The organism is Companilactobacillus sp. FL22-1, assembly GCF_043951805.1.
Taxonomy (GTDB): Bacteria; Bacillota; Bacilli; order Lactobacillales; family Lactobacillaceae; genus Companilactobacillus.
Window position 1 is genome coordinate 19,263 of record NZ_JBINJY010000010.1, and the last position, 23,785, is coordinate 43,047.

The 23,785-nt window shown below is 38.8% G+C and carries 16 protein-coding genes and 4 tRNA genes; 18 read left to right on the forward strand and 2 right to left on the reverse strand.

Annotated elements, in window-relative coordinates:
• Positions 1–59: 59 nt before the first annotated feature.
• Positions 60–722, reverse strand: a complete 663-nt coding sequence (gene cbpA, locus ACG72T_RS09200) for a cyclic di-AMP binding protein CbpA (RefSeq protein ID WP_395265928.1) — start codon at positions 720–722, stop codon at positions 60–62.
• 116 nt (positions 723–838) lie between these two features.
• Positions 839–1,822, reverse strand: coding sequence for an L-lactate dehydrogenase (locus ACG72T_RS09205; RefSeq protein ID WP_395265929.1), 984 nt, complete (start codon positions 1,820–1,822; stop codon positions 839–841).
• A 144-nt stretch (positions 1,823–1,966) separates the two neighbouring features.
• Between ACG72T_RS09205 and pth the strand changes: the two genes are divergently transcribed.
• From pth to ACG72T_RS09295, 18 genes are all read left to right on the forward strand, one after another.
• Positions 1,967–2,524, forward strand: a complete 558-nt coding sequence (pth, locus tag ACG72T_RS09210) for an aminoacyl-tRNA hydrolase (RefSeq protein WP_395265930.1) — start codon at positions 1,967–1,969, stop codon at positions 2,522–2,524.
• A 16-nt stretch (positions 2,525–2,540) separates the two neighbouring features.
• Entirely contained in the window at positions 2,541–6,065 is a 3,525-nt protein-coding gene (mfd, locus tag ACG72T_RS09215) for a transcription-repair coupling factor (protein WP_395265931.1), read from the forward strand.
• A gap of 1 nt (position 6,066) precedes the next feature.
• A complete protein-coding gene (locus ACG72T_RS09220) occupies positions 6,067–7,626 on the forward strand; it encodes an oligosaccharide flippase family protein (RefSeq protein ID WP_395265932.1) in 1,560 nt (519 codons plus the stop codon).
• 2 nt (positions 7,627–7,628) lie between these two features.
• Positions 7,629–7,868, forward strand: coding sequence for an RNA-binding S4 domain-containing protein (locus ACG72T_RS09225; protein WP_395265934.1), 240 nt, complete (start codon positions 7,629–7,631; stop codon positions 7,866–7,868).
• A 97-nt stretch (positions 7,869–7,965) separates the two neighbouring features.
• Complete coding sequence (locus tag ACG72T_RS09230; protein ID WP_395265935.1) at positions 7,966–8,358, forward strand: septum formation initiator family protein; 393 nt, start codon at positions 7,966–7,968, stop codon at positions 8,356–8,358.
• 23 nt (positions 8,359–8,381) lie between these two features.
• Positions 8,382–8,795, forward strand: a complete 414-nt coding sequence (locus tag ACG72T_RS09235) for a S1 domain-containing RNA-binding protein (RefSeq protein ID WP_395265936.1) — start codon at positions 8,382–8,384, stop codon at positions 8,793–8,795.
• Between the two features lie 78 nt (positions 8,796–8,873).
• On the forward strand, positions 8,874–10,205 hold the full coding sequence (tilS, locus tag ACG72T_RS09240; RefSeq protein ID WP_395265937.1) for a tRNA lysidine(34) synthetase TilS: 1,332 nt from the start codon (positions 8,874–8,876) through the stop codon (positions 10,203–10,205).
• The gene (gene hpt / locus ACG72T_RS09245; protein ID WP_395265938.1) at positions 10,202–10,747 is read left to right on the forward strand and encodes a hypoxanthine phosphoribosyltransferase; all 546 of its coding nucleotides are present in this window, start codon (positions 10,202–10,204) and stop codon (positions 10,745–10,747) included. Before tilS ends, hpt begins: the two co-directional genes overlap by 4 nt.
• 83 nt (positions 10,748–10,830) lie before the next feature.
• Complete coding sequence (gene ftsH / locus ACG72T_RS09250) at positions 10,831–13,026, forward strand: ATP-dependent zinc metalloprotease FtsH (RefSeq protein WP_395265939.1); 2,196 nt, start codon at positions 10,831–10,833, stop codon at positions 13,024–13,026.
• A 60-nt stretch (positions 13,027–13,086) separates the two neighbouring features.
• Entirely contained in the window at positions 13,087–13,968 is an 882-nt protein-coding gene (gene hslO, locus ACG72T_RS09255; protein ID WP_395265940.1) for an Hsp33 family molecular chaperone HslO, read from the forward strand.
• A gap of 73 nt (positions 13,969–14,041) precedes the next feature.
• Positions 14,042–15,046, forward strand: coding sequence for a tRNA dihydrouridine synthase DusB (gene dusB, locus ACG72T_RS09260; RefSeq protein ID WP_395265941.1), 1,005 nt, complete (start codon positions 14,042–14,044; stop codon positions 15,044–15,046).
• A gap of 81 nt (positions 15,047–15,127) precedes the next feature.
• A complete protein-coding gene (gene lysS, locus ACG72T_RS09265) occupies positions 15,128–16,618 on the forward strand; it encodes a lysine--tRNA ligase (RefSeq protein WP_395266020.1) in 1,491 nt (496 codons plus the stop codon).
• Between the two features lie 176 nt (positions 16,619–16,794).
• Positions 16,795–16,867: transfer RNA gene (locus ACG72T_RS09270), tRNA-Val, on the forward strand.
• A gap of 35 nt (positions 16,868–16,902) precedes the next feature.
• Positions 16,903–16,985 (forward strand) — tRNA-Leu (locus ACG72T_RS09275).
• Positions 16,986–17,048: 63 nt separating this feature from the next.
• Positions 17,049–17,121 (forward strand) — tRNA-Thr (locus ACG72T_RS09280).
• A 12-nt stretch (positions 17,122–17,133) separates the two neighbouring features.
• Positions 17,134–17,205, forward strand: a tRNA-Gly gene (locus ACG72T_RS09285).
• A gap of 228 nt (positions 17,206–17,433) precedes the next feature.
• The gene (locus ACG72T_RS09290; protein ID WP_395265942.1) at positions 17,434–19,920 is read left to right on the forward strand and encodes an ATP-dependent Clp protease ATP-binding subunit; all 2,487 of its coding nucleotides are present in this window, start codon (positions 17,434–17,436) and stop codon (positions 19,918–19,920) included.
• A gap of 256 nt (positions 19,921–20,176) precedes the next feature.
• A complete protein-coding gene (locus ACG72T_RS09295; protein ID WP_395266021.1) occupies positions 20,177–23,785 on the forward strand; it encodes a DNA-directed RNA polymerase subunit beta in 3,609 nt (1,202 codons plus the stop codon).

Genomic DNA, 23,785 nt, shown 5'->3' on the forward strand with positions numbered 1-23,785 from the left:
GTCGCTTTGACAATTAGTAAGAATTTTTTTGGTTTTGTTTTAGCAAAATGGTTGAAAGATTATAATGTATTCTTGTCGAGAATCTTACCCGACTTCAAGTCATCGATTTCTGAAACGATAAAGCTCTTCTTTTCAAGACGTTTGATAATTTCCTTCAAAGTTTCAATATCAGTTCCAGAAGGTAAGGTAAAGAGTGTCCGACGAACGACTTCATTTGATTTAGCATCCAAAGTCATACAGGCAGCCACTGAAACGTATTTAGCAAAGATCTTGGACATTTTCTCAAGATCACCACGGTCACCTGAAGAACTAACTGTTAGGACATAGCTACTGATATCCAAGTTCCAAGCGTCTGACAACATGCTGAGAAGTCTGGAGTGAGTTAAGATACCATAGAACAAATTGTTTTCATCCAAAACAGCGATGTAAGGAAGATCCTTAATGTTGAAGAAAACTTTGAAGAATGGTGAGTCAACATTGATAGTCTTAGTAGCGTTTTTCATCAAAGTTGTTACAGGTAGACTCATATCGCCACCACGTGATTTATGGCGGTAGATGTGCATCTTATAAATGTTACCCCTAAATATTTGACCACTTTCATCAAGAATAGGAACACAACGGTAACCTGAATCCTCAAGGACTTTAAGAGCCTCTTCAAGCGTTACAGTTTCTTTAACTGTAGTAAGTTTGTCTTTCTTTAAAACAAGTGATTTAACTAACATATATATTCACATCCAATCAAGTATGATTGAACTAATAATACAGTACTTCGGCACAAAAAAAAAGCTGAAACAAATTATTAATTTGCTTCGGCTTTTAATATTACAGTGATTAAGGATTATTGACGACCCTTGATACCTGTAGCTTCGAAACCATCTTTAAGAATTTTTTCAAGTTCTGCAGCTGATTTCTTCATTTGTGCTGATTCTTCATCATTCAATGGGACTTCAACGATTTGTTTTAGACCTTTACGGTTGATGATAGCAGGTGAACCGATATAAATATCAGAAACGCCATATTGACCAGTCATCATGTTTGATAATGGAAGAACTGTGTTTTCATCGCTTAGCAATGCTTTACAGATTCTTGCAAGAGCAGTACCGATACCATAGAATGTAGCACCCTTAGTATTGATAATGTCGTAAGCAGCGTTAACTGTCTTCTTGTAGATAGCGTCAAGAGTATCAGCAGTGATGTCTGAGTTTTGTTTCATCCATTCTGCCATTGTAACGCCACCAACAGTTAAGTGTGACCATGCAGCGAATTCTGAATCACCGTGTTCACCCATGATGTAACCGTTAACTGAACGAGGGTCTACGCCTAGTTCTTCACCAACGAATTTTTGTAGTCTAGCTGTATCAAGTGATGTACCTGAACCGATAACACGTTCCTTAGGGAAGCCTGAAAGTTTCCAAGTAGCGTATGTCAAGATATCAACTGGGTTAGCAGCAACTAAGAAGATACCATTGAATCCTGATTCAACAATTGGGTCAACAATTGTCTTCAAGATGTTCAAGTTCTTGTTTACAAGGTCAAGTCTTGTTTCACCTGGTTTTTGTGGAGCGCCGGCTGTGATAACAACGATATCAGCATCCTTAGCATCTGAATATTCACCAGCGTGAATGTTCTTAGGGTATGAGAATGGAATTGCATCAGCAAGGTCCATTGCGTCACCCTTAATCTTGTCTTTAGCGATATCGCAGATAACTAGTTCTTGTGCAATACCTTGAAGTGTCATAGCATATGCAAAAGTTGAACCTACGGCACCGTCACCAACTAGAAGTACTTTTTGGTGGTTCTTTTCGTTTGTTGGAGTTGTCATTATAAAATATCATCCCTTCGAAAATAATATGTTCCGTCGTTCATTAAACAAATAATTAAGGGTAATTAACAAGTTGATTGTGAAAAAAGTAAAAAAATAGTGAATTTAACATGATATAATGTAAATTCGAAATGAGGTATAAATATGAAACTAATTGTTGGCTTAGGAAATCCAGGTAAGAAATACGATCGTACCAAACATAACATGGGTTTTATGACGATTGACAAGTTGATGGATGAATACGGTCAAACACAAATGAAAAAAGACTTCGAGGCCGAGTACTGTAAGTTCAAAATTGATGGCGAAACAGTCTTCTTAGTGAAACCGTTAACATTCATGAACGAGTCAGGCAGAGCGGTTAATTTTTTGATGGGTTACTATCAGATTCGTCCGGAAGAATTGATGGTTATTCAAGATGACTTAGATATGCCGATCGGTAAAATAAGATTACGAACTAAGGGTTCAGCTGGTGGTCATAATGGAATTAAGAGTATAATTTCATCTATAGGTACTAAAGAATTTAGCCGTATCAAAATTGGAATTCAACATCCGGCTAAACAAAGTGTCGTCAACTGGGTATTAACACCTTTTTCTAAAGATGAAGAACCAGTGGCACTAGGCGGAATCGACCAAGCAGCAGCTTTGGTCAAAGATTGGATCAGTGGTGATTCGATCGATCAATTAATGAATAAATATAATTAACGCAAGGGGGCAGAAAGTGAATTTAATAAATTTCATTACGAATAAGCTCGACCTTGGGGAATTTATTAATCAAGTTAAGCCAGATACCAAGAACTTATTAACTGGCCTGACGGGATCAACGATTTCCCTTTTTGCATTGGAAACTTTAAAACGCACCGATAAAAAAATTCTCATCGTTGAAAACACCAATTTTCATGCCAATAAAATATATGATGACCTCAATTTGTTAGATAGCGATAAGGTACATCTCTTTCCAGTTGAAGAATCGATCTCTACGGAATTGGCTACCAGTTCACCCGATGAATTGAGTCAGCGCCTAGATTCATTAAGTTTCTTAACTAGTGATGATGCTGGGATCTTGGTTACTTCCATTGCTGGTATGGAGTATGAATTATCGGCTAAAGAATTGTTTAAATCAGCTCAATTGGATATCAAAGTTGATGAAGAGTATGATCTCGAAGATTTGAACCGTGAGTTCGTGCAGATGGGCTATGTTAAAGATAAATTAGTTGCTAAACCCGGGGATTTCGCAATCCGTGGGGATATTGTCGATATTTATCCTTTGAATGTCGATAACCCTGTGCGAATTGATTTCTTTGGTAATCAAGTTGAAAAAATCAAGTTCTTTGATACTGAAACGCAACGGAGTATGGATGAATTGCCAGATATTACGATTCTTCCAGCTCAAGACCGTCTGATGACTGATGAACAAGTTCAGACTGGTTTGAAGAAATTGCAAAAAAGTTATCAAAGACAATTGGCAGCAACTGAAGATAAAGATATTAAAAATAATTTGGAAGTTAACTTTTCCCAGATGATTGCCGAGTTGTCCGAGGGGATTCGCCCCGATAATATGGGCCGGATTGCAGATTACGTCCTGGATCATCCCAGTAATATGTTTGATTATTTAGATTCCGAAGATATTGTGATTTTTGACGAATATAATCGTCTGATCGAACAATCTAATGACAGTGCGGCCGAAAATCAATCTTGGTTAGCCAGTCAATTGGAATTTGGAAAGGCTTTGCCAGAACAAAAGATCAGACAGAGCTTCATTGAAATAGTTAAGGGCGATAAACATCCGCAAATTTTTCTATCGGCCTTTCAACAAGGGATGGGCCATATTCGTCTGAATCAATTACAAAATGTTCCTGTCCGCTCAATGCAACAGTTCTTCAGTCAGATGCCATTATTGAAATCAGAAGTGGAACGGTGGCAAAAACAAAATTACACGATCTTGTTAGTGATCGGCAATGACAAACGAATTTCAGCTATCAATAATACTTTGGCTGACTTTGGAATTAAAGCGACCTTGACTACTAAAGATAAGGTCATCGATATGCAGACGCAGATTTTAAATGCTAATTTGAGTTCTGGTTTTGAAATGCCAGACCAAAAAGTGGCCGTAATTACTGAAAAAGAACTGTTCAACAAGCAGCCTAAAAAGCGCCGCCATCAAACTTTAGCTAATGCCGAGCGATTGAAGAGTTACAACGAATTAAAGCCTGGGGACTATGTAGTTCACGTCAATCATGGTATTGGTAAGTTCATCGGTATGCAGACGATGGAAGTCGATGGCAAACATCAAGATTACATTACGATTGAATATCGTGATGATGGCCGACTATTTATTCCCGTGACACAGTTGGATATGGTCCAAAAATACGTTTCAGCCGAAGGTAAGTCACCTAAGATCAACAAATTAGGTGGTAATGAGTGGCAAAAGACCAAGCGCAAAGTTCAGTCAAATATTGAAGATATCGCTGATGATCTGATTGACCTTTATGCCAAACGTGAAGCCGAGAAAGGCTTTGCTTTTCCTAAAGATGATCAAATGCAGCATGATTTCGATAATGCCTTTCCTTATCCAGAAACGCCGGATCAATTACGTTCAACGGATGAAATCAAACGTGATATGGAAAAGGCTCACCCAATGGATCGTCTACTCGTTGGGGATGTGGGCTTTGGTAAGACTGAAGTCGCTTTACGGGCTGCGTTTAAAGCTGTTGAAGCTGGTAAACAGGTGATTTTCTTAGCACCTACGACTTTACTAGTACAACAGCACTATGAGACGATGAAGGACCGTTTCGAAGGCTTTCCAGTCAATATCGGTATCCTGTCACGTTTTCAAACCCGTAAGCAAAGTAAGGAAACGATTGAAAAATTGGCTGATGGTTCTTTGGATATTATCGTTGGAACTCATCGTTTACTGTCAAAGGATGTTAAGTTTCATGATATCGGTCTTTTGATCATCGATGAGGAACAACGTTTTGGCGTAAAGCATAAGGAAAAAATCAAGCAATTAAAGGCTAATGTCGATGTCTTGACGCTTACTGCAACACCGATTCCTCGGACTTTGAACATGTCTATGCTTGGAGTCAGAGACCTTTCTTTGATTGAAACGGCTCCTAATAATCGTTATCCAGTTCAAACTTATGTCATGGAACAAAATTATGAAGTAATTGCTGGTGCCATCAAGCGTGAAATGGCTCGTGGAGGACAAGTCTTTTATTTGCATAATCGAGTGGAAGATATGGATCAAGTTGCTAATCAACTCCAAGCTTTAGTTCCAGAAGCTCGAATTGCCACTGCCCACGGTCGAATGACGGAAACACAGATGGAAGGGGTAATTTCTGACTACCTCAATGGCGAATATGATGTTTTGGTGACGACTACTATCATTGAAACAGGAGTCGATATGCCTAATACCAATACTTTGATCGTTGAAAATGCTGATCGTTATGGATTGTCACAGTTGTATCAAATCAGAGGTCGGGTAGGACGTTCCAATCGAGTGGCCTATGCTTACTTGATGTACAAACCTAATAAAGTTTTGACAGAAGTCGGTGAACAACGATTGGAAGCAATCAAAAACTTTACCGAATTAGGTTCTGGTTTCAAAATTGCTATGCGTGACCTTTCAATTCGAGGTGCTGGTAATTTGTTAGGTAAACAGCAACACGGCTTCATCGATTCAGTTGGTTTCGACCTTTATACACAGATGTTAAATGATGCCGTAGCTAAAAAACGTGGTCATACTAAGGCTGAAAAGACTAACTCCGAAGTTAACTTGGCTTTAGAAGCTTATTTGCCAGAAGATTATATTACTGACCAAAGACAAAAAGTTGAGCTCTATAAACGGATCAGGCAGATCGATTCTTTGGAAAGTTATCAAGAAGTTAAGTCAGAACTCTTGGATCGATTTGGCGATTATCCTAAAGAAGTTGGCAACTTGTTAGACATCAGTCTGTTGAAGAACTCATTCGATGAATCATTAGTTAAGAACGTGATCATGCGTAATGGGATGATTGCTATTAAGTTTTCACCCAAAGCAAACGATTATTTAACGGGCGATTTAGTTTTCAAGTTTTTAGCTAATACGACCATGAAAGCTAAAGTCAGCGATAAGAATAATGAATTTACCATCACCTTAGATACTGGTAGCGTCAAGAAAGATGAATGGTTCAGTCAATTACAGACTTTTGCAGAGAAGATGGCAGAGATTTTTGACAATTTAAAGAAAGAAAAAGTAAAAAAATAATATGCAAAAAGAAGTTTCAAGGGCGATTAAGGGGACCTGGATCTTAACGATAGCCTCATTTTTCTCGGAACTTTTGAGTGCAATTTATCGCATCCCTTTGCAAAATATCGTTGGGGATCGAGGCTATTTTATTTATCAGCAAGTTTATCCAATCTATGGGATTTTTTCTGTCTTAGCATTGTCAGGCTTGCCAGTGGTGATTTCTAAAACTTTTGCCCAACAAGCGACTCTGGATACCAAGCATAATTTGTTGAAAAAGACATTTTTGATACTGTTGGCTTCTAGTTTAGTGATTACGAGTTTACTTTGGATGTCGTCGAGGTACCTAGCTTTTTTGATGGGAGACCCACGGTTATACGTCGAAGTAAGAGTTGTTGCCTTAGCTTTTCTGTTAGTGCCATTTGAGGCCAGTTTGCGAGGCTTTTTCCAGAGTGATCTGTATATGCAACCGAGCGCAATTTCGCAAGTATCCGAACAGTTCTTTCGAATCGTGATCATTATTATTAGTGCTTTGTTATTCAGTCATGGCATCCTTGATGTTTATCAAATGGGTAATTTAGCCAATGCTGGAGCTTTCTTAGGTGGCTTGTCGGCTGTAGCCATTTTGTTGTATACGTTTTGGAAAAATAAACCGCAAGTTGAACCTAAGGCTGACGCAAGGATTCGTTTGGAACATGGATTAGCTTTAGAAATATTGCTAATAATCATCTTTACCGGGATCACGATTTTTTATCAATTCATTGATTCATTTTCTACGGTCAGACTCTTGTTGCATGCTGGACTCTCGTTAGATCAAGCGGAAATTCAAAAAGGAATCTTTGATCGTGGACAACCTTTATTGCAACTAGGAATTGTGATCTCCTTGTCATTTGTCTCAACTATCATGCCCCAATTAAAAGAGACAAATCGACTGCGTCAAAATAAAGATACGATTCAAAAGATGGTTCGGGTCTGTCTCTGGTTGTCGGTGGCGGAAACTGCTGGTTTGATAGCCTTGATGCCTGAAATCAATACGATGTTGTTCACCAATACGAGTGGTTCAACAACTCTGAGTATTTATATGCTCTCGATCATGATCGTGTCCTTTATCAATCTATTAGTGGCCGTGACTAGTGGCGACGATGAAAAGAATTATCACAAATTGATTTTGTTCGGGACGTCTTTAGTAGCTAAAGCAGCTTTGAACATCATCTTAGTACCAAGATTTGGAATCGCTGGCAGTGCAATGGCGACGATTCTAAGTGAATGTGTGATTTTATTTGGAATTTTGACAATTTATAACTTTGACCGTAACTTTTTATCTTTAGACAAGGGGTTTACTAAGAAACTCTTGGCCTTAGGATTGTTGATGGCCGTGGTAGTTAGAATTATTGTCAGGATTTTAGAAACAAGTTTGACTTTGACCCGCTTTAATAGCATCGTGATCAACTTGATTGCGATTCCTTTAGGGGCGTTATTTTATTTAAGAATTTCTAAACGGTGGAAAATGTTGACAAAAGCCGAGTGGGAAATTTTACCGCTGGGAAGATACATCACTAAGTTTATGAAAATAGAGGAGTAATTATGAGATTAGATAAGTATTTAAAAGTAAGTCGAATCATTAAGAGAAGAACTGTTGCCAAAGAATTTGCGGACAATGGACGTGCCTTGATCAATGACCGAGTAGCCAAATCGTCTAGTGAAGTTGCCGTCGGTGATGTCTTGGAATTGCATTTTGGTGAAAAGACAATGAAGATTCGCGTGCTTAATATTAAAGAAACCACAAAAAAAGATGAATCTGCTGACATGTACGAAGAAGTCTAGTTAGAATTAGAAATAGATTAAAATTAGCAAATTAATCATTCAAATACGTAGATAAACTTGTTATACTCAAGTTAATCATTTCTAGGGGAGTAGTAGCATGGAAATACGTAAACTAAATTCTAATGTCTCTGTCTTACAACCTAAAAAACAGCCCGCTCCTGATCATGATCGGCAAAATTACGTCAAGAAAGTTCACAAACGACGTATTATCATGATTGGCGTTGTTTTCGCTGTGATTTTAGTAGTATTTGGCGTTCAAATTTTTAATGCCCATCGCACCTATGCCAATACTGTTTCTCAAATCGAGGTAAGTAAGGAGAAGCTGGTCAAGCAAAAGACGACTCAAAGTGACTTAAAGCTTGAGGTCAGTCAGCTTCATGACACGAATTATATTGAGAAATATATTCGAGAAAAGTATATGTATAGTAAACCAGGCGAACAAGTTTATAACTTACCAGCCAACGTGCCAACTACTACGAATCAAAAATAGGGAAAGGAATTATTTTTAATTAGATGACAGTTGAAGTAGGAACTAAAACAGAAGGTAAAGTAACAGGAATTACAAATTTTGGGGCTTTTGTAGACCTTGGAGAAGGACAAAGCGGAATGGTGCACATCAGTGAAATTGCTGACGGCTATGTCAAAGATATTCACGATGTGCTAAGCGTTGGCGACACTGTTAAAGTTTTAGTTCTTAGCGAGAAGGATCATAAAATTGCACTTTCAATTAAACAAGCTTCTGATAAGCCAAAACCAAAGTATCATGAACATCGTTCCCATGAACGTAGTGAAAGAAAACCACAACCAAAACGTGAGAGCTTTGACGATATGATGTCCGGTTTCATGAAGGAAAGTGAAGAAAGACTAAGTATCCTGAAGAAAAATACCGAAGGTAAACGTGGTGGCCGTGGCGGTCGACGCAGTTAATAACTTTTTCCTAAAATATCCCTAGTAGTCGGAATTGATTACTAGGGATATTTAGATGAGACGTTTTGAGGAGGATCAATGGAACTAGATAATCGAATTATTGGAACAGTTAGAAGATTACTGCAACGTTATCAAGCCAAACGGGTCTTGATTGCCGTTTCTGGTGGAGTGGATTCGATGACTTTGTTGAATGTCGTTGCTCAAATCTTGTCGAAAGAGAATTTTGCCGTCGTCAACGTTGATCACAATTTAAGACCAGAGAGTAGTTCTGAAGTAGCTTTTGTCAAAGAGTATTGTCAAAAGAATGGTTATCGTTTTTTCACTACCAAGTGGCTTGACCAACCTGATGGAGAAATTGGGATGGAAGCCGCGGCTCGTAAGTTTCGTTATCATTTTTTTCAACAGGTGATGTTAAAAGAACATTTTGATACCTTGCTGACTGCACACCATGGTAACGATTTAGCCGAAAATATTTTGATGAAGATGATTCGTTCTGGCAATGCTTATGAGGTTGTTAGTTTGAAAGAACAACGCCCGTTTGGTCAAAAGCAGATAGTTCGTCCATTATTGAATTTTTCGAAACAAGAACTCTCAGAATATGCTGATATCCATGATTTAAAACATGTTCAAGACGAAACTAACTTTGCTAATATAACTATGCGCAATCGTTTGAGAAATAATATTTTTCCTGAGCTGCAAAAAGAAAACGGCCAATTATTAAATCATTTCCGCTTTTTCGATCGGCAGTTGACTGCTTTGATCGACTTGGCTAAAGAGACTTTTCAAGAAGTTGAGCAGAAGATGGAATTGACCGAAGCAACTTTTCAAATCAGTGGAAAATTAAAGCCGGTCTTAAAGTTAGACCATGATCAACAAACTTTATTCTGGGGCAATTTCTTTACCAAGCGAGCCTTGGAAATATCTATCAGCAATCGTCAAATTGAACAAATCATCGAAATTATTTGCTCGGATGACGCGAATGCTTCAATCGACTTGGAAGATTCATGGCGGTTCATTCATAGTTACGATCAATTTTTGTTGAAAAAAGGTCACTCTGCTGATGTAGGTGAACATCAAATTGTTCTCGGTCAAAAGACTGTGATTGGCCAAAAAGAAATTTTAATCAAATCAACTGACAAAGATTTCGATTTAACTTATGATAAAGTTCCTGAGACAATTACGATCCGAACCCGTCGTCCTGGAGACAAAGTCTTGTTATCCAACGGCCTTCATCAAAAATTGAATAAACGTTTCATCAATAAAAAAATACCCGAATATGAACGTGATAATTATTTGGTTTTATTATTTGATAATCGGATAGTTTGGGTTGAAAAAATTTATAATATGAGTGATTATTTAAAAAAGGGTAATGAGCATTACCAAATTAACTTTACTGAGGTAAGAAAATGAATTCTGATATTGAAAAGGTTTTGGTTTCAGAGGAAGAGATCAAACAAACTAATCAACGCCTAGGAAAGCAACTCTCACAAGAGTATCGTGGCAAAAACCCTTTGTTCGTCTGTATCTTAAGAGGTGCAGCGATGTTTATGATGGATTTAGTCAAGAATATCGATATAGAAATGGAATATGATTTTATGGACGTTTCTAGTTATGGTGGCGAGAACACCATTACAACTGGGGATGTTCGGATCATCAAAGATTTAGATACATCTTTGCAAGGTCGTGATGTCGTTATCGTCGAAGACATTATCGATACAGGTTATACTTTAGATCGTCTCAAAGAGCTATTCGATGTCCGTCAAGCTAATTCTATCAAGATCGTATCTTTCTTAGACAAACCTGCTCGTAGAATTAAACACGTTAAGGTCGATTATGTCGGAGTTCAAATTCCAGATGAATTCGTTGTGGGTTACGGAATGGATTATAATGAGCATTATCGTAATTTACCTTACGTCGGAGTTCTAAAACCAGAGGTTTATTCCACAAAATAATTTAGATAGAGTTACAATTATTATTGTGTTACGGTTCACCAATGTTACAATATGTAACGTCTAAGTAATTTAGGAGGAAATGTATGAAAAATAATCGAAATAGGTTAATTAATAATAGCCTGTTTTACATCTTGCTCTTTGTTGTTTTGGTTCTTGCGGCAAGTTGGTTTGCTGGTGGTCAATCCTCAGACCAATCAAAAACGTTGAGCCAAGACCAATTCATTACACAATTGAAGCAAGGCAAAGTGAAGAGTTTCAAACTAGAACCCATTGGGGGAGCTTATCAAGTAACTGGTGAATACAAGAAAGCTCAAAAGGCTGAAACGACACGCTCCGTGTCACTCTTCAGTCGTAACCAAGCTACGACTTCTAGTGAAGTAACTTCATTCAGTTCAACGGTTTTACCAAATAACGATACGCTAAAAATGATTAACAGTGCCGCTATGTCTAAAGGAGTTAAGACTACAGCTGCTCCTAAGTCACAGTCCGGTCAGTGGATTTCATTAATCTTAACGGTCGTTGTGCCGTTTGCATTATTCTTCTTTATAATCTTTGCGATGATGGGCCGAGGAGGCCAAGGTGGTGGCGCCAACCGTGTCATGAACTTTGGCAAGTCCAAGGTTAAGCCAGAAGATCCTAAGAAAAATAAAGTTAGATTTTCTGATGTTGCCGGTGCAGAAGAAGAAAAACAAGAACTTGTTGAAGTTGTTGAATTTCTAAAAGATCCAAGAAAATTCGTCTCCTTAGGTGCCCGAATACCATCTGGTGTTCTTCTAGAGGGCCCTCCCGGGACTGGTAAAACTTTACTAGCTAAGGCTGTTGCCGGTGAAGCTAAAGTCCCATTCTATTCAATCTCTGGTTCAGACTTCGTTGAAATGTTCGTTGGTGTTGGTGCATCACGTGTTCGTGACTTGTTTGAAAACGCCAAAAAAGACGCTCCATCAATCATCTTCATTGATGAAATTGATGCTGTCGGTCGTCAACGTGGTTCTGGTACCGGTGGTGGTAATGATGAACGTGAACAAACACTTAACCAATTATTGATCGAAATGGATGGATTTACAGGTAACGAAGGTGTCATCGTTATGGCTGCTACTAACCGTTCTGATGTCCTTGATCCTGCCTTGTTACGTCCAGGCCGTTTTGATCGTAAGATCTTGGTTGGACGTCCTGATGTTAAGGGACGTGAAGCTATTCTTAAAGTTCATGCTAAGAATAAGCCATTTACAGATGATGTTGATTTAAAGGCAATTGCTCAACAAACTCCAGGTTTTGCTGGTGCTGACCTTGAAAACTTACTTAACGAAGCTGCTTTAGTTGCTGCAAGACGTGGTAAGCAAAAGATTGACCCAACAGACCTTGATGAAGCCGAAGACCGTGTTATTGCTGGTCCTGCTAAGAGAAACCGTGTGGTTCCAGAACAAGAACGTCACACTGTGGCTTATCACGAAGCTGGACACGCTTTGATCGGTTTAGTATTGAGTGATTCTCGAGTTGTTAGAAAGGTTACGATCGTTCCTCGTGGACGTGCTGGCGGTTACGCTATCATGCTTCCTAAAGATGATCAGAACTTAGCAACTAAGAAGGAATTAAATGAACAAATCACTGGATTACTTGGTGGTCGTACAGCCGAAGAAATCATCGTCGGCCAGCCTTCATCAGGTGCTTCTAATGACTTTGAACAAGCAACTCAAATTGCTCGGACCATGGTTACTGAATATGGTATGACTGATCGTTTAGGTACAGTTCAACTTGAAAAGAATGGTCAACCATTTAGTGGTGGTAACTATCGTCAATTGCCTTCATACTCTGAAGACACTGCCAAAGCTATTGATCAAGAAGTTAAACGTATTATCGATGAAGATCACGAACGTGCTCGAGAAATTCTTGAAACACATCGTGAACAACATAAGATTATTGCCGAAGCACTCTTGAAGTACGAAACACTTGATGAAAAGGAAATCTTGAGCTTGTATAACACAGGTAAGATGCCTGCTAATGATGCTAACCAAGAATTCCCAAGTGAAAGTGCTGCAACCTTTGAAGAAGCTAAGAAAGCTGCTGAAGCTAAGGATGCTGCTAAGCAAAAGTCAGAAGAATCAAGTAAGAGTGAATCAACTAAGTCAGATGATGATTTGGATGAAACAACTTACCCTTCAGAAAATGAGTCTAAACCAACTGATGAAACTAAGTCTGAGACTGAAAAGCCAACTGATGAAAAGCCTGACGATGGAACTCATGATTCATCTGATAACAATAACAATAATGATAATCAATAATGATAATCAATTAGAAAAAGCGACTCGTGAGAGTCGCTTTTTTGAACGGAGGAAGTAAAAATGACTGACACACTAACAAAAGCCGTTTCCACAAACGGTAAGTTTAGAGCCTATGTCGTCAACGCAACTGAGACGATTCAAGAAGCTCAAAAAAGACATGATACTTGGAGAAATTCAAGTGCTGCACTAGGTCGGACGATGATTGGATCAATCTTAGTAGCAACTTCAACTTTAAAAGAGGATGAAGTTTTAACCACTCGAGTTCAAGGCGATGGACCAGTCGGTGCTATCGTGGTTGACGCTAATGCCCAAGGTGATGTTAAAGGCTATATCGCTAACCCTCATGTTGCCTTAAAAGCTCGTGAAGATGGACATATCGATGTCAAAGCAGCAGTCGGAACTAATGGAACCTTGAGTATTACTAAAGACTTGCATTTGAAGGAGCCTTTCACAGGGTCAGTATCACTGGTATCTGGTGAAATTGGAATGGATTTTGCCTATTATATGGCTAAGTCAGAACAGATCCCTTCAGCAATTGGTGTATCAGTTTTCGTTAATCCCAATGAGACTGTGGGTGCTGCTGGTGGTTTTTTGGTACAAACATTACCTGGTGCCACAGATGAAGATATCAACAAGATTGAAGCTAATTTAAAAGTTATTCCTAACCTTTCGACTTTGTTGAAGGAAGGTTTGAGCAATCAAGAAGTGATGGAAAAAGTCATGAATGGCATTGACATGAAATATCTCGAAGATATGTCCGTTCAATTCAAGTGTGATTGTTCAAAGGAAAGATTTTCCAAGGCGCTAGCAACCTTATCTAAAAAAGAACTCGAAGCTATGATCGAAGAAAATCATGGAGCTGAGGCTGTCTGCAAGTTCTGTGGCAATAAATATGAATTTGATGAAGCAGAATTAAAAACAATTATCTCTGAAAAGGATTAATCAAATTTGCTATCTGAATAGAAAATTTGTTATTATTACGAGTTGTAATTGAAATAATTCAGAGGTAAAAAGTATGGAGTGGAAAATAGGCAACGTCACAATTCCTAATCAAATTGTCGTTGCGCCTATGGCAGGTATCACCAATTCATCTTTCCGAGTTACTGCTAAAGAATTCGGTGCAGGTTTAGTAGTTTGTGAAATGATTAGTGACCAAGGTATTAAATATCGAAATTTAAAGACGTTGGGCATGATGTTCGTCGATCCCAAAGAGCATCCGGTCAGTATTCAAATTTTCGGTGGTACTAAGGATTCATTAGTTAATGCAGCAACTTATGTGGCTAATAATACTGGTGCTGATATTATTGATATCAACATGGGCTGTCCAGTCAAGAAAGTTACTAAGATTGGGGCTGGTTCTAGCTGGCTACGTGATCCTGATAAGCTTTATGAGATGGTTAAAGCTGTCAGCAAAGCCGTTGAGAAACCAGTCACAGTGAAAATGCGAACTGGATGGGACAACGACAGTATTTTGGCAATCGAAAATGCCCTGGCGGCTCAAGAAGCTGGTGCCAAGGCAGTTGCAATGCACGGACGAACTAAAGCTCAGATGTATAGTGGCCATTCCGACTGGGAACTTTTACATGAAGTGGCTGATCAATTAACGATTCCATTCATCGGTAACGGTGATGTTAAAACACCACAGGACGCAAAAACAATGCTGGAGGACGTAGGAGCCGATGCAGTTATGGTCGGTCGAGCGGTTCTTGGCAACCTCTGGCGTTTGAATGAAATGAATCATTATTTGAACACAGGCGAGATCTTACCGGAACCAAGTGTTAGAGAAAAAATTAATATAGCTAAACTTCAACTCCAACGTCTGGTAGACTTAAAAGGTGAGCATGTTGGTGTTCCAGAATTTCGTCAACAAGCAGCATATTATCTAAAGGGGATTCCCCATGCAGTCAGAACTCGTGCTAAAGTTATGAATGAAGATTCGATGCAAGAAGTTTTTGATACATTAGATGATTTTGTTGAAAGTTATGAAAAAAGAGAAGCGAGATCTTCAGAAATTTCGTAGACAGGGGGAAAAATTTTGAGTAACGAAAATAACAACCAAAAGAAGCAACCAACTAAAGAAGAAATTAAGAAAACAAGAGTCATGAACGACCAACTACGGGTCAGACGTGAAAAACTTCAAGAACTTTATGATGAAGGCATTGATCCATTCGGCTCAAGATTTGAAAGAACTGCTTTAGCCCAAGAAATCCACGATAAGTATGGCGATGAAGACAAGGAAACCCTTGAAGAACAAGACCTACCTGTAGTCATTGCTGGACGTATGATGACAAAACGTGGTAAAGGTAAAGTTGGTTTTGCCGATATCCGTGATCGCAGCGGCAAGATTCAAATTTATGTCCGTAAAGATGTCGTTGGTGAAGAGAATTATCACATTTTCAAGCGTTCAGATATCGGTGATCACTTGGGAATCCACGGTGAAATTATGAAGACTGATATGGGTGAATTGACTGTTAAAGCTACACATATCACAATGCTTTCTAAGTCACTTCGTCCTTTACCAGATAAATTCCATGGTTTGACTAATGTGGAACAAATTTATCGTCAAAGATACTTGGATCTAATTGCTAACCAAGATAGTTTTGAACGCTTTAAGAAGCGTACTAAGATCATCTCAGCCGTTCGTGAATATTTGGATGGCGAAGGCTTTATGTCAGTTGAAACTCCTGTATTGAACACTCAAGCTGGTGGTGCTAGTGCTAGACCATTCATCACCCATCACAATGCTTTGGATATGTCCATGTATCTACGAATTGCTTTGGAATTGCCATTGAAACGTTTGATCGTTGGTGGATTTGAACGAGTATATGAAATTGGTCGTGCTTTCCGTAATGAAGGTTTGGACACACAACATAATCCTGAATTTACTTCTTTGGAAACATATGCCGCATATTGGGATATGACTGATGTTATGAAAGAAGTCGAAGGAATCTTCAGACATGCAGCGCAAAAGGCCAATGGTACTCAAAAGGTCACTTATCAAGGTGAAGAAATTGATTTGAGCAAGCCATTCAGACGTTTGAAGATGGTTGATGCAATCAAGGAACAAACTGGTATTGATTTCAGTCAAGATATGGATCTTGAACAAGCTCGTAAGTTGGCTGATGAAAAAGGTGTACACTACGAAGATTTCTGGGGCGTTGGTCATATTATCGCTGAGTTCTTTGAAACTTTCGTTGAAGATACTTTGAAAGAACCTACATTTATTTATGAGTATCCACTAGAAGTTTCACCTTTGGCTAAGAAGAGTAAAGATAATCCTAACTTCACTGATCGTTTCGAAGTTTATATTCTAGGACATGAATTCGGTAATGCCTTTACTGAATTAAATGATCCAATCGACCAAAAAGAACGTTTTGAAGCACAAGCTGCTGAACGTGAAAAGGGTAACGATGAAGCTGAACCAATCGATAACGATTACGTGGAAGCTATGGAATATGGTATGCCACCAACTGGTGGACTTGGAATCGGAATCGATCGTTTAGTAATGTTGCTAACTGATGCACCATCTATTCGTGACGTGATCTTATTCCCAACAATGAGACCAGAAGACAACACAAATAATCCTGAATAAGCTAAATTAAGATACCTCTCTGATTCTAAATAAGGAATCAGAGGGGTATTTTTGCGTTAGGGCGAAATATGATATTGCTCAGTCAAAAATAAGCGCTAAAAACTTTAAAAATTGTTGTTGACATGATTTATAGTCAAAAGGTATACTAATATAGTTGTTTGAAACGAGTAACACATGGAGGATTAGCTCAGCTGGGAGAGCATCTGCCTTACAAGCAGGAGGTCACAGGTTCGATCCCTGTATCCTCCATTAAGCAAAACGCTTAATGGATTCATTAGTTTTTTGCGGGTGTGGCGGAATTGGCAGACGCGCTAGATTTAGGTTCTAGTGTCCTTTGGACATGAAGGTTCAAGTCCTTTCACCCGTATTAATAATTAGTCTTGCAAATTGATTAATTATTTTGTATTATGTTAATTGTTGTTGACATAATGCCGACTTAGCTCAGTTGGCAGAGCACCTGTCTTGTAAACAGGGGGTCGGAGGTTCGAATCCTCTAGTCGGCATATAGCCAAAATGCGGAAGTAGTTCAGTGGTAGAACATCACCTTGCCATGGTGGGGGTCGCGGGTTCGAATCCCGTCTTCCGCTTTAGATAAAGCGATAATTTAAAAAGGGTAATTAATTCTAATTAGAATTGATTGCCTTTTTTCGTTATCTAATTGTCTATCTTAATAAAGTATATAAATATGCGGAATGTGTTAGGATTCATATGAGGGGAATTGAGAGATTGATTTCCTAGTGAGGTAAATTAATTGCTTTTTTTTCAAACACAATTATACTTTCTAAACAGACACTTAAAAAGTAGAGGTAACATTTATGGACAAAGTATTTACCGAAAGCGCCAAAAATGCACTTGTTCTAGCGCAAGAACAAGCTAAGACATTTCATCACAATGCTGTAGGAACGGAACATATCCTATTAGGACTAGTGATGGAGAATGATGGTATTGCCGGTATTACTTTGAGAGATCTAGCTGTAAGTGAACAAGATGTTGAAGAGGAGATCGAACATCTAACAGGTTATGGCGATGTCTCATCTAATACCGCCAAGGGGATTTATTTACCATATTCTCCTAAAGGACAATTGATTTTAAGCGATGCGGAAGAAACATCTGATACATACAAGGCTAACCGCATCGGAACAGAACACATTTTATTGGCAATTCTAGATGATGCTGACAATTTGGCTAACCGTATCTTGGTCAACCTAGGACTTAGCTTAGCGAAAACTAAGTCATTGCTCTTGAGCAAGATGGGGATTTCGAATAAAGCAGCTCGTCGAGGTTTTGCTTCTAATTTATCTAATAAACAAAAGAAACAACAATCACAAAATGGTACACCAACACTTGATTCTCTAGCTCGTGATTTGACTAAGATGGCTGCTGACAATCAGATTGATCCAGTCATTGGTCGTCAATCCGAAGTTGAAAGAACCATTCAGATCCTCAGCCGTCGGACCAAGAATAATCCAGTCCTCGTTGGGGAACCTGGTGTTGGTAAAACTGCAATTGCTGAAGGTTTAGCAATTGCTATCGTCAAAAAAGAAGTTCCAATCGATATGCAAAATAAACGAATCATGATGCTTGATATGGGCTCATTAGTAGCTGGAACTAAGTATCGTGGTGAGTTTGAAGATCGTTTGAAGAAAGTTATCGAAGAAATTTATCAAGATAAACATGTCATTCTCTTTATTGATGAATTGCACACCTTGATTGGTGCCGGTGGTGCCGAAGGTGCAATTGATGCTTCAAATATCTTGAAACCAGCTTTAGCTCGTGGTGAATTGCAATTGATCGGTGCCACAACTTCAAATGAATATCAAAAGTACATTGAAAAAGACACTGCTTTGGAACGTCGCTTTGCGAAAGTTCATGTTGAAGAACCTAGTGCCGAAGATTCAATCAAGATTTTGGAAGGCCTACGTCCAAGATATGAACAACATCATGGTTTGACCATTTCTGATGAAGCTGTTGAAGCAGCAGTTCGTTTTTCAACCCGTTATCTAACTAACCGTTTCTTGCCTGACAAGGCTATCGATTTGATGGATGAAGCTTCTGCTAAAGTCAGAATTCACAATGTTTCCAAGAGCAACAAGTTGGAAGAATTGACTAATAAGTCAATGAAATTGTTGAGTGACAAGAATAATGCCATTCTTGATCAAGACTTTGAAAAAGCTGCGAAGATCCGTGAAGAAGAGCAAGATGTTCAAGAACAATTGAGCAAGATTCAAGATAAAAAAACTGTTGAGACTAAAAAGCCAGTTGTTACCGCTGATGATATTGCTGAAGTGATTGCACAGTGGACAGGCGTACCTGTGAAGCAAATTACTCGTAAAGAGAGTGAAAAGCTACTCAACCTTGAAAAAGAGCTTCACAAGCGAGTTATTGGACAAGAGGACGCAATCAATGCCGTTTCTCGTGCCATCAGACGTGCTAGAAGTGGAATGAAAGATCCTAACCGCCCAATCGGTTCATTTATGTTCTTAGGACCAACTGGTGTTGGTAAGACTGAACTAGCTAAGTCGATTGCTGAAGTAATGTTTGGTTCAGAAGATAACTTGATCCGAGTTGACATGTCTGAATACATGGAACAATACAGTACTTCGAAGCTGATCGGTTCTGCCCCAGGTTATGTTGGCTTTGATGATGGTGGTCAGCTGACTGAAAAAGTTAGAAATGAACCTTATTCAGTTGTCTTGCTAGATGAGGTTGAAAAGGCTCATCCTGATGTCTTTAATATCTTGTTACAAGTCTTAGACGATGGTATTTTAACTGATGCCAAGGGACGTAAGGTTGACTTTAGAAACACCATTATCATCATGACTTCCAACTTGGGAGCTCGTGCTTTGGAAGATGACAAGTCAGTCGGCTTCGGTGCGCGTGATGTTCATGACGACTACAAAGAGATGCAAGAACGAATCAATACTGAATTGAAGAAATTCTTCCGTCCTGAGTTCTTGAACCGAATCGATGAAACAATTGTCTTCAAGTCACTCAATAAAGAGCAACTCAAGGCTATTGCTAAGATCATGAGTAATAACTTGAGAAAACGTCTGGACGAAAGAGAAATCAAGCTAGTAATTTCTCCATCAGCTTACAATGATCTGGTCAAAGATGGCTACAATCCAGAGTATGGTGCTCGACCAATGAGAAGAACTATTCAAAGAGAAATCGAAGATCCAGCCAGTGAACAACTTTTAATGGGACACGTTAAAGCTGGTGACTCTATTAAAGTTGGTTCCAAAAAAGGGAAGTTGACAATTACAGTTGATCACCCTGAAGAAAATAAAACATTGACTCACTAAAAAAAGTAAAATCACTACTATTGACAAAGAAAATAGTTGAGAGTATTATCTTTTTTGAGATTCAAAGTTCAAATTGCGTATCACGATCTATTGTCCGTGGTTATGCTAAATAAAAAACACAAAAATAGAAAAGAGATTCTATTTTTGGTTTTTTTTTGCCTAAAATTAGGATAAAAAAACGTTTTCATGCAATTGTAATCAAAATGTAATATTTCGATACGGCAATTTGAACAAATTAAATGTTGAGGTGAAAAATTTGACTTATCATAACGTTAATTATGGTGCACACCGTGTTCGTCGTAGTTATGCAAAGATCAAGGAAGTACTTCCACTGCCAAATTTGATTGACATTCAAACAAATTCTTACAACTGGTTCTTGGATGAAGGACTAAAAGATATGTTTGATGACATTATGCCAATTGATGATTTCGCAGGAAATCTTTCTTTGGAATACGTCGATTACAAGTTACTAGAACCAAAATATACTGTTGAAGAAGCTAGAGCTCATGACGCTAACTATTCAGCACCACTCCATGTAACTTTGAAGTTGACTAACCATGAAACTGGTGAAATCAAGACTCAAGATGTTTTCTTCGGTGATTTCCCTATCATGACTGATGAAGGAACTTTCATCATCAACGGTGCTGAACGTGTAATTGTTTCTCAATTAGTTCGTTCACCTGGTATCTACTACAATGAAGATACTGATAAAAATGGCCGTGTAAACTATGGTACAACCGTTATCCCTAACCGTGGTGCTTGGTTGGAATATGAAACAGATGCTAAAGGTTTAGGTTACGTAAGAATCGATAGAACTAGAAAGTTAGCTATTTCTGAACTTGTCAGAGCCCTAGGTTTTGGTGAAGACTCAGAAATTCTTGATATTTTTGGTGAAAACGATACTTTGAACCTTACTCTTGAAAAAGATGTTCATAAGGATACAAGTGATTCACGTGTTGAAGAAGCTTTGAAAGATATCTATGAAAGACTTCGTCCTGGTGAACCAAAGACAGCAGATAGTTCTCGTTCATTGCTATATGCTCGTTTCTTTGACCCACGTCGTTATGATCTAGCCCCTGTTGGTCGTTACAAGATCAATAAGAAGTTAAATCTTAAGACAAGACTTCTCAACAAGACTTTAGCTGAAACATTAGCTGACCCAGATACTGGTGAAGTTGTACTCGCTAAGGATACTTTGATTGACCGCGATGCCATGAATAAATTGGCTCCATATCTTGAAAGAGACGATTTCAAGACTGTCACATTGACTCCTTCAGATGAGGGTGTTCTAACTGACCCAATCACTATTCAAACTATCAAGGTTTATTCAGAAGTCGATAACGAAAAAGTTGTTAACATGATTGGTAACGGTCATATTCCTGAAGAAAACCGGACAATTACACCAGCTGATATCTTAGCTGGAATCAACTACTTCTTGAACTTAAAAGAAGGTATCGGTACAACTGATGATATCGATCACTTGGGTAACCGTCGTATTCGTTCAGTCGGTGAATTGCTACAAAACCAATTTAGAATTGGTCTATCACGTATGGAACGTGTTGTTCGTGAAAGAATGTCAATTCAAGACTCATCAACTGTTACACCTCAACAATTGATCAATATCAGACCTGTTGTTGCTTCAATCAAGGAATTCTTTGGTTCATCACAATTGTCACAATTCATGGATCAAACTAATCCACTTGGAGAACTAGAACACAAACGTCGTTTATCAGCCCTTGGACCTGGTGGTTTGACTCGTGACCGTGCCGGATATGAAGTTCGTGACGTTCACTATACTCACTATGGCCGTATGTGTCCTATCGAAACTCCTGAAGGTCCTAATATCGGACTTATCAATAACTTGGCTTCATATGCCATCATCAACAAGTATGGCTTCATTGAAACACCATATCGTCGTGTTTCATGGGATACTCACAAAGTAACCGATAAAATCGATTACTTGACTGCTGACGAAGAAGATAACTACGTTGTTGCCCAAGCTAATACACCATTGAACGATGATGGTTCATTCGTTGACAACACGATCTTGGCTCGTAGCAAGGATGATAACATCGAAACAACTCCTGAAAAAGTCGATTACATGGACGTTTCTCCTAAACAAGTAGTTTCTGTAGCTACTGCATGTATTCCTTTCTTGGAAAACGATGACTCCAACCGTGCTTTGATGGGTGCCAACATGCAACGTCAAGCTGTTCCTTTGATCAATCCACATGCACCATTAGTTGGTACTGGTATGGAATATATTGCTGCTCATGATTCTGGTGCTGCATTGTTAGCTGAACACGCTGGTACAGTTGAATATGTTGATGCTAAGAAAGTTACGGTCAAACGTGACGAAGATGGCACAATTGATGATTACAAGATCACTAAGTTCCGTCGTTCAAATAATGGTAAGAGTTACAACCAAAAACCTATCGTTCGTAAGGATGAAAAGGTTAAGAAGGGTGATATTATCGCCGATGGTCCTGCTATGGAAAACGGTGAATTAGCTCTTGGTCAAAACCCATTGATTGCCTTTATGACATGGAACATGTACAACTACGAAGATGCGATCGTACTTTCAGAAAAATTAGTGCGTGAAGATGCTTATACTTCAGTTCATATTGAAGAATACGAATCAGAAGCACGTGATACAAAACTTGGACCTGAAGAAATCACACGTGAAATTCCTAACGTTGGTGAAGATTCATTGAAGGATCTTGACGAATTCGGAATTATCAGAATTGGTGCTGAAGTCCGTGATGGCGATATCTTAGTTGGTAAAGTTACTCCTAAAGGTGTGACTGAATTATCAGCCGAAGAAAGATTGCTTCATGCTATCTTTGGTGAAAAAGCTCGTGAAGTTCGTGATACTTCACTTCGTGTACCACATGGTGGTGGCGGTATTATCCAAGATGTTAAGGTCTTCACTCGTGAAGCCGGTGACGAACTTGATCCTGGTGTTAACATGTTAGTTCGTGTTTACATTGCTCAAAAGCGTAAGATTCAAGTTGGTGACAAGATGTCTGGTCGTCACGGTAACAAGGGTACTGTTTCAATCGTTGTTCCTGAGGAAGATATGCCTTACATGCCAGATGGTACTCCAGTAGATATCCTCTTGAACCCAATGGGTGTTCCATCACGTATGAATATCGGACAAGTTCTTGATCTTCACTTAGGTATGGCTGCTAGAAAACTTGGCATCCATGTTGCTACACCTGTTTTCGACGGTGTAAGTGATGACGAACTTTGGGACATCGTTAAAGAAGCTGATATGGATTCTGATGGTAAGTCGATCCTTTATGATGGACGTACTGGTGAACCATTCAAGAACCGTGTTGCCGTTGGTGTCATGTACTACTTGAAACTAGCCCACATGGTTGATGATAAGATTCATGCTCGTTCAATCGGACCTTACTCACTAGTTACTCAACAACCACTTGGTGGTAAAGCACAATTTGGTGGTCAGAGATTTGGTGAAATGGAAGTTTGGGCCCTTGAAGCTTACGGTGCTGCTTATACACTTCAAGAAATCTTGACTTACAAGTCTGATGATGTTGTTGGACGTGTTAAGACATACGAAGCTATCGTTAAGGGTGAAAGTATTCCTAAGCCTGGTGTTCCTGAATCATTCCGTGTTCTTGTCAAAGAACTACAAGCTCTAGGACTAGACATGAAAGTCTTAGATTCACATAAGAAAGAAATCGAACTTAGAGATATGGATGACGATGAAGACACTGTTTCAATCGACGCCTTATCTAAGTTTGCTAAACAACAAGAACAAAAACGTGCTGAAGAGGAAGCTAAGAAGCTTGAAGACTCAAAAGATTCAGCTGAATCAACTAGTACAAAATCAGAAAACTAG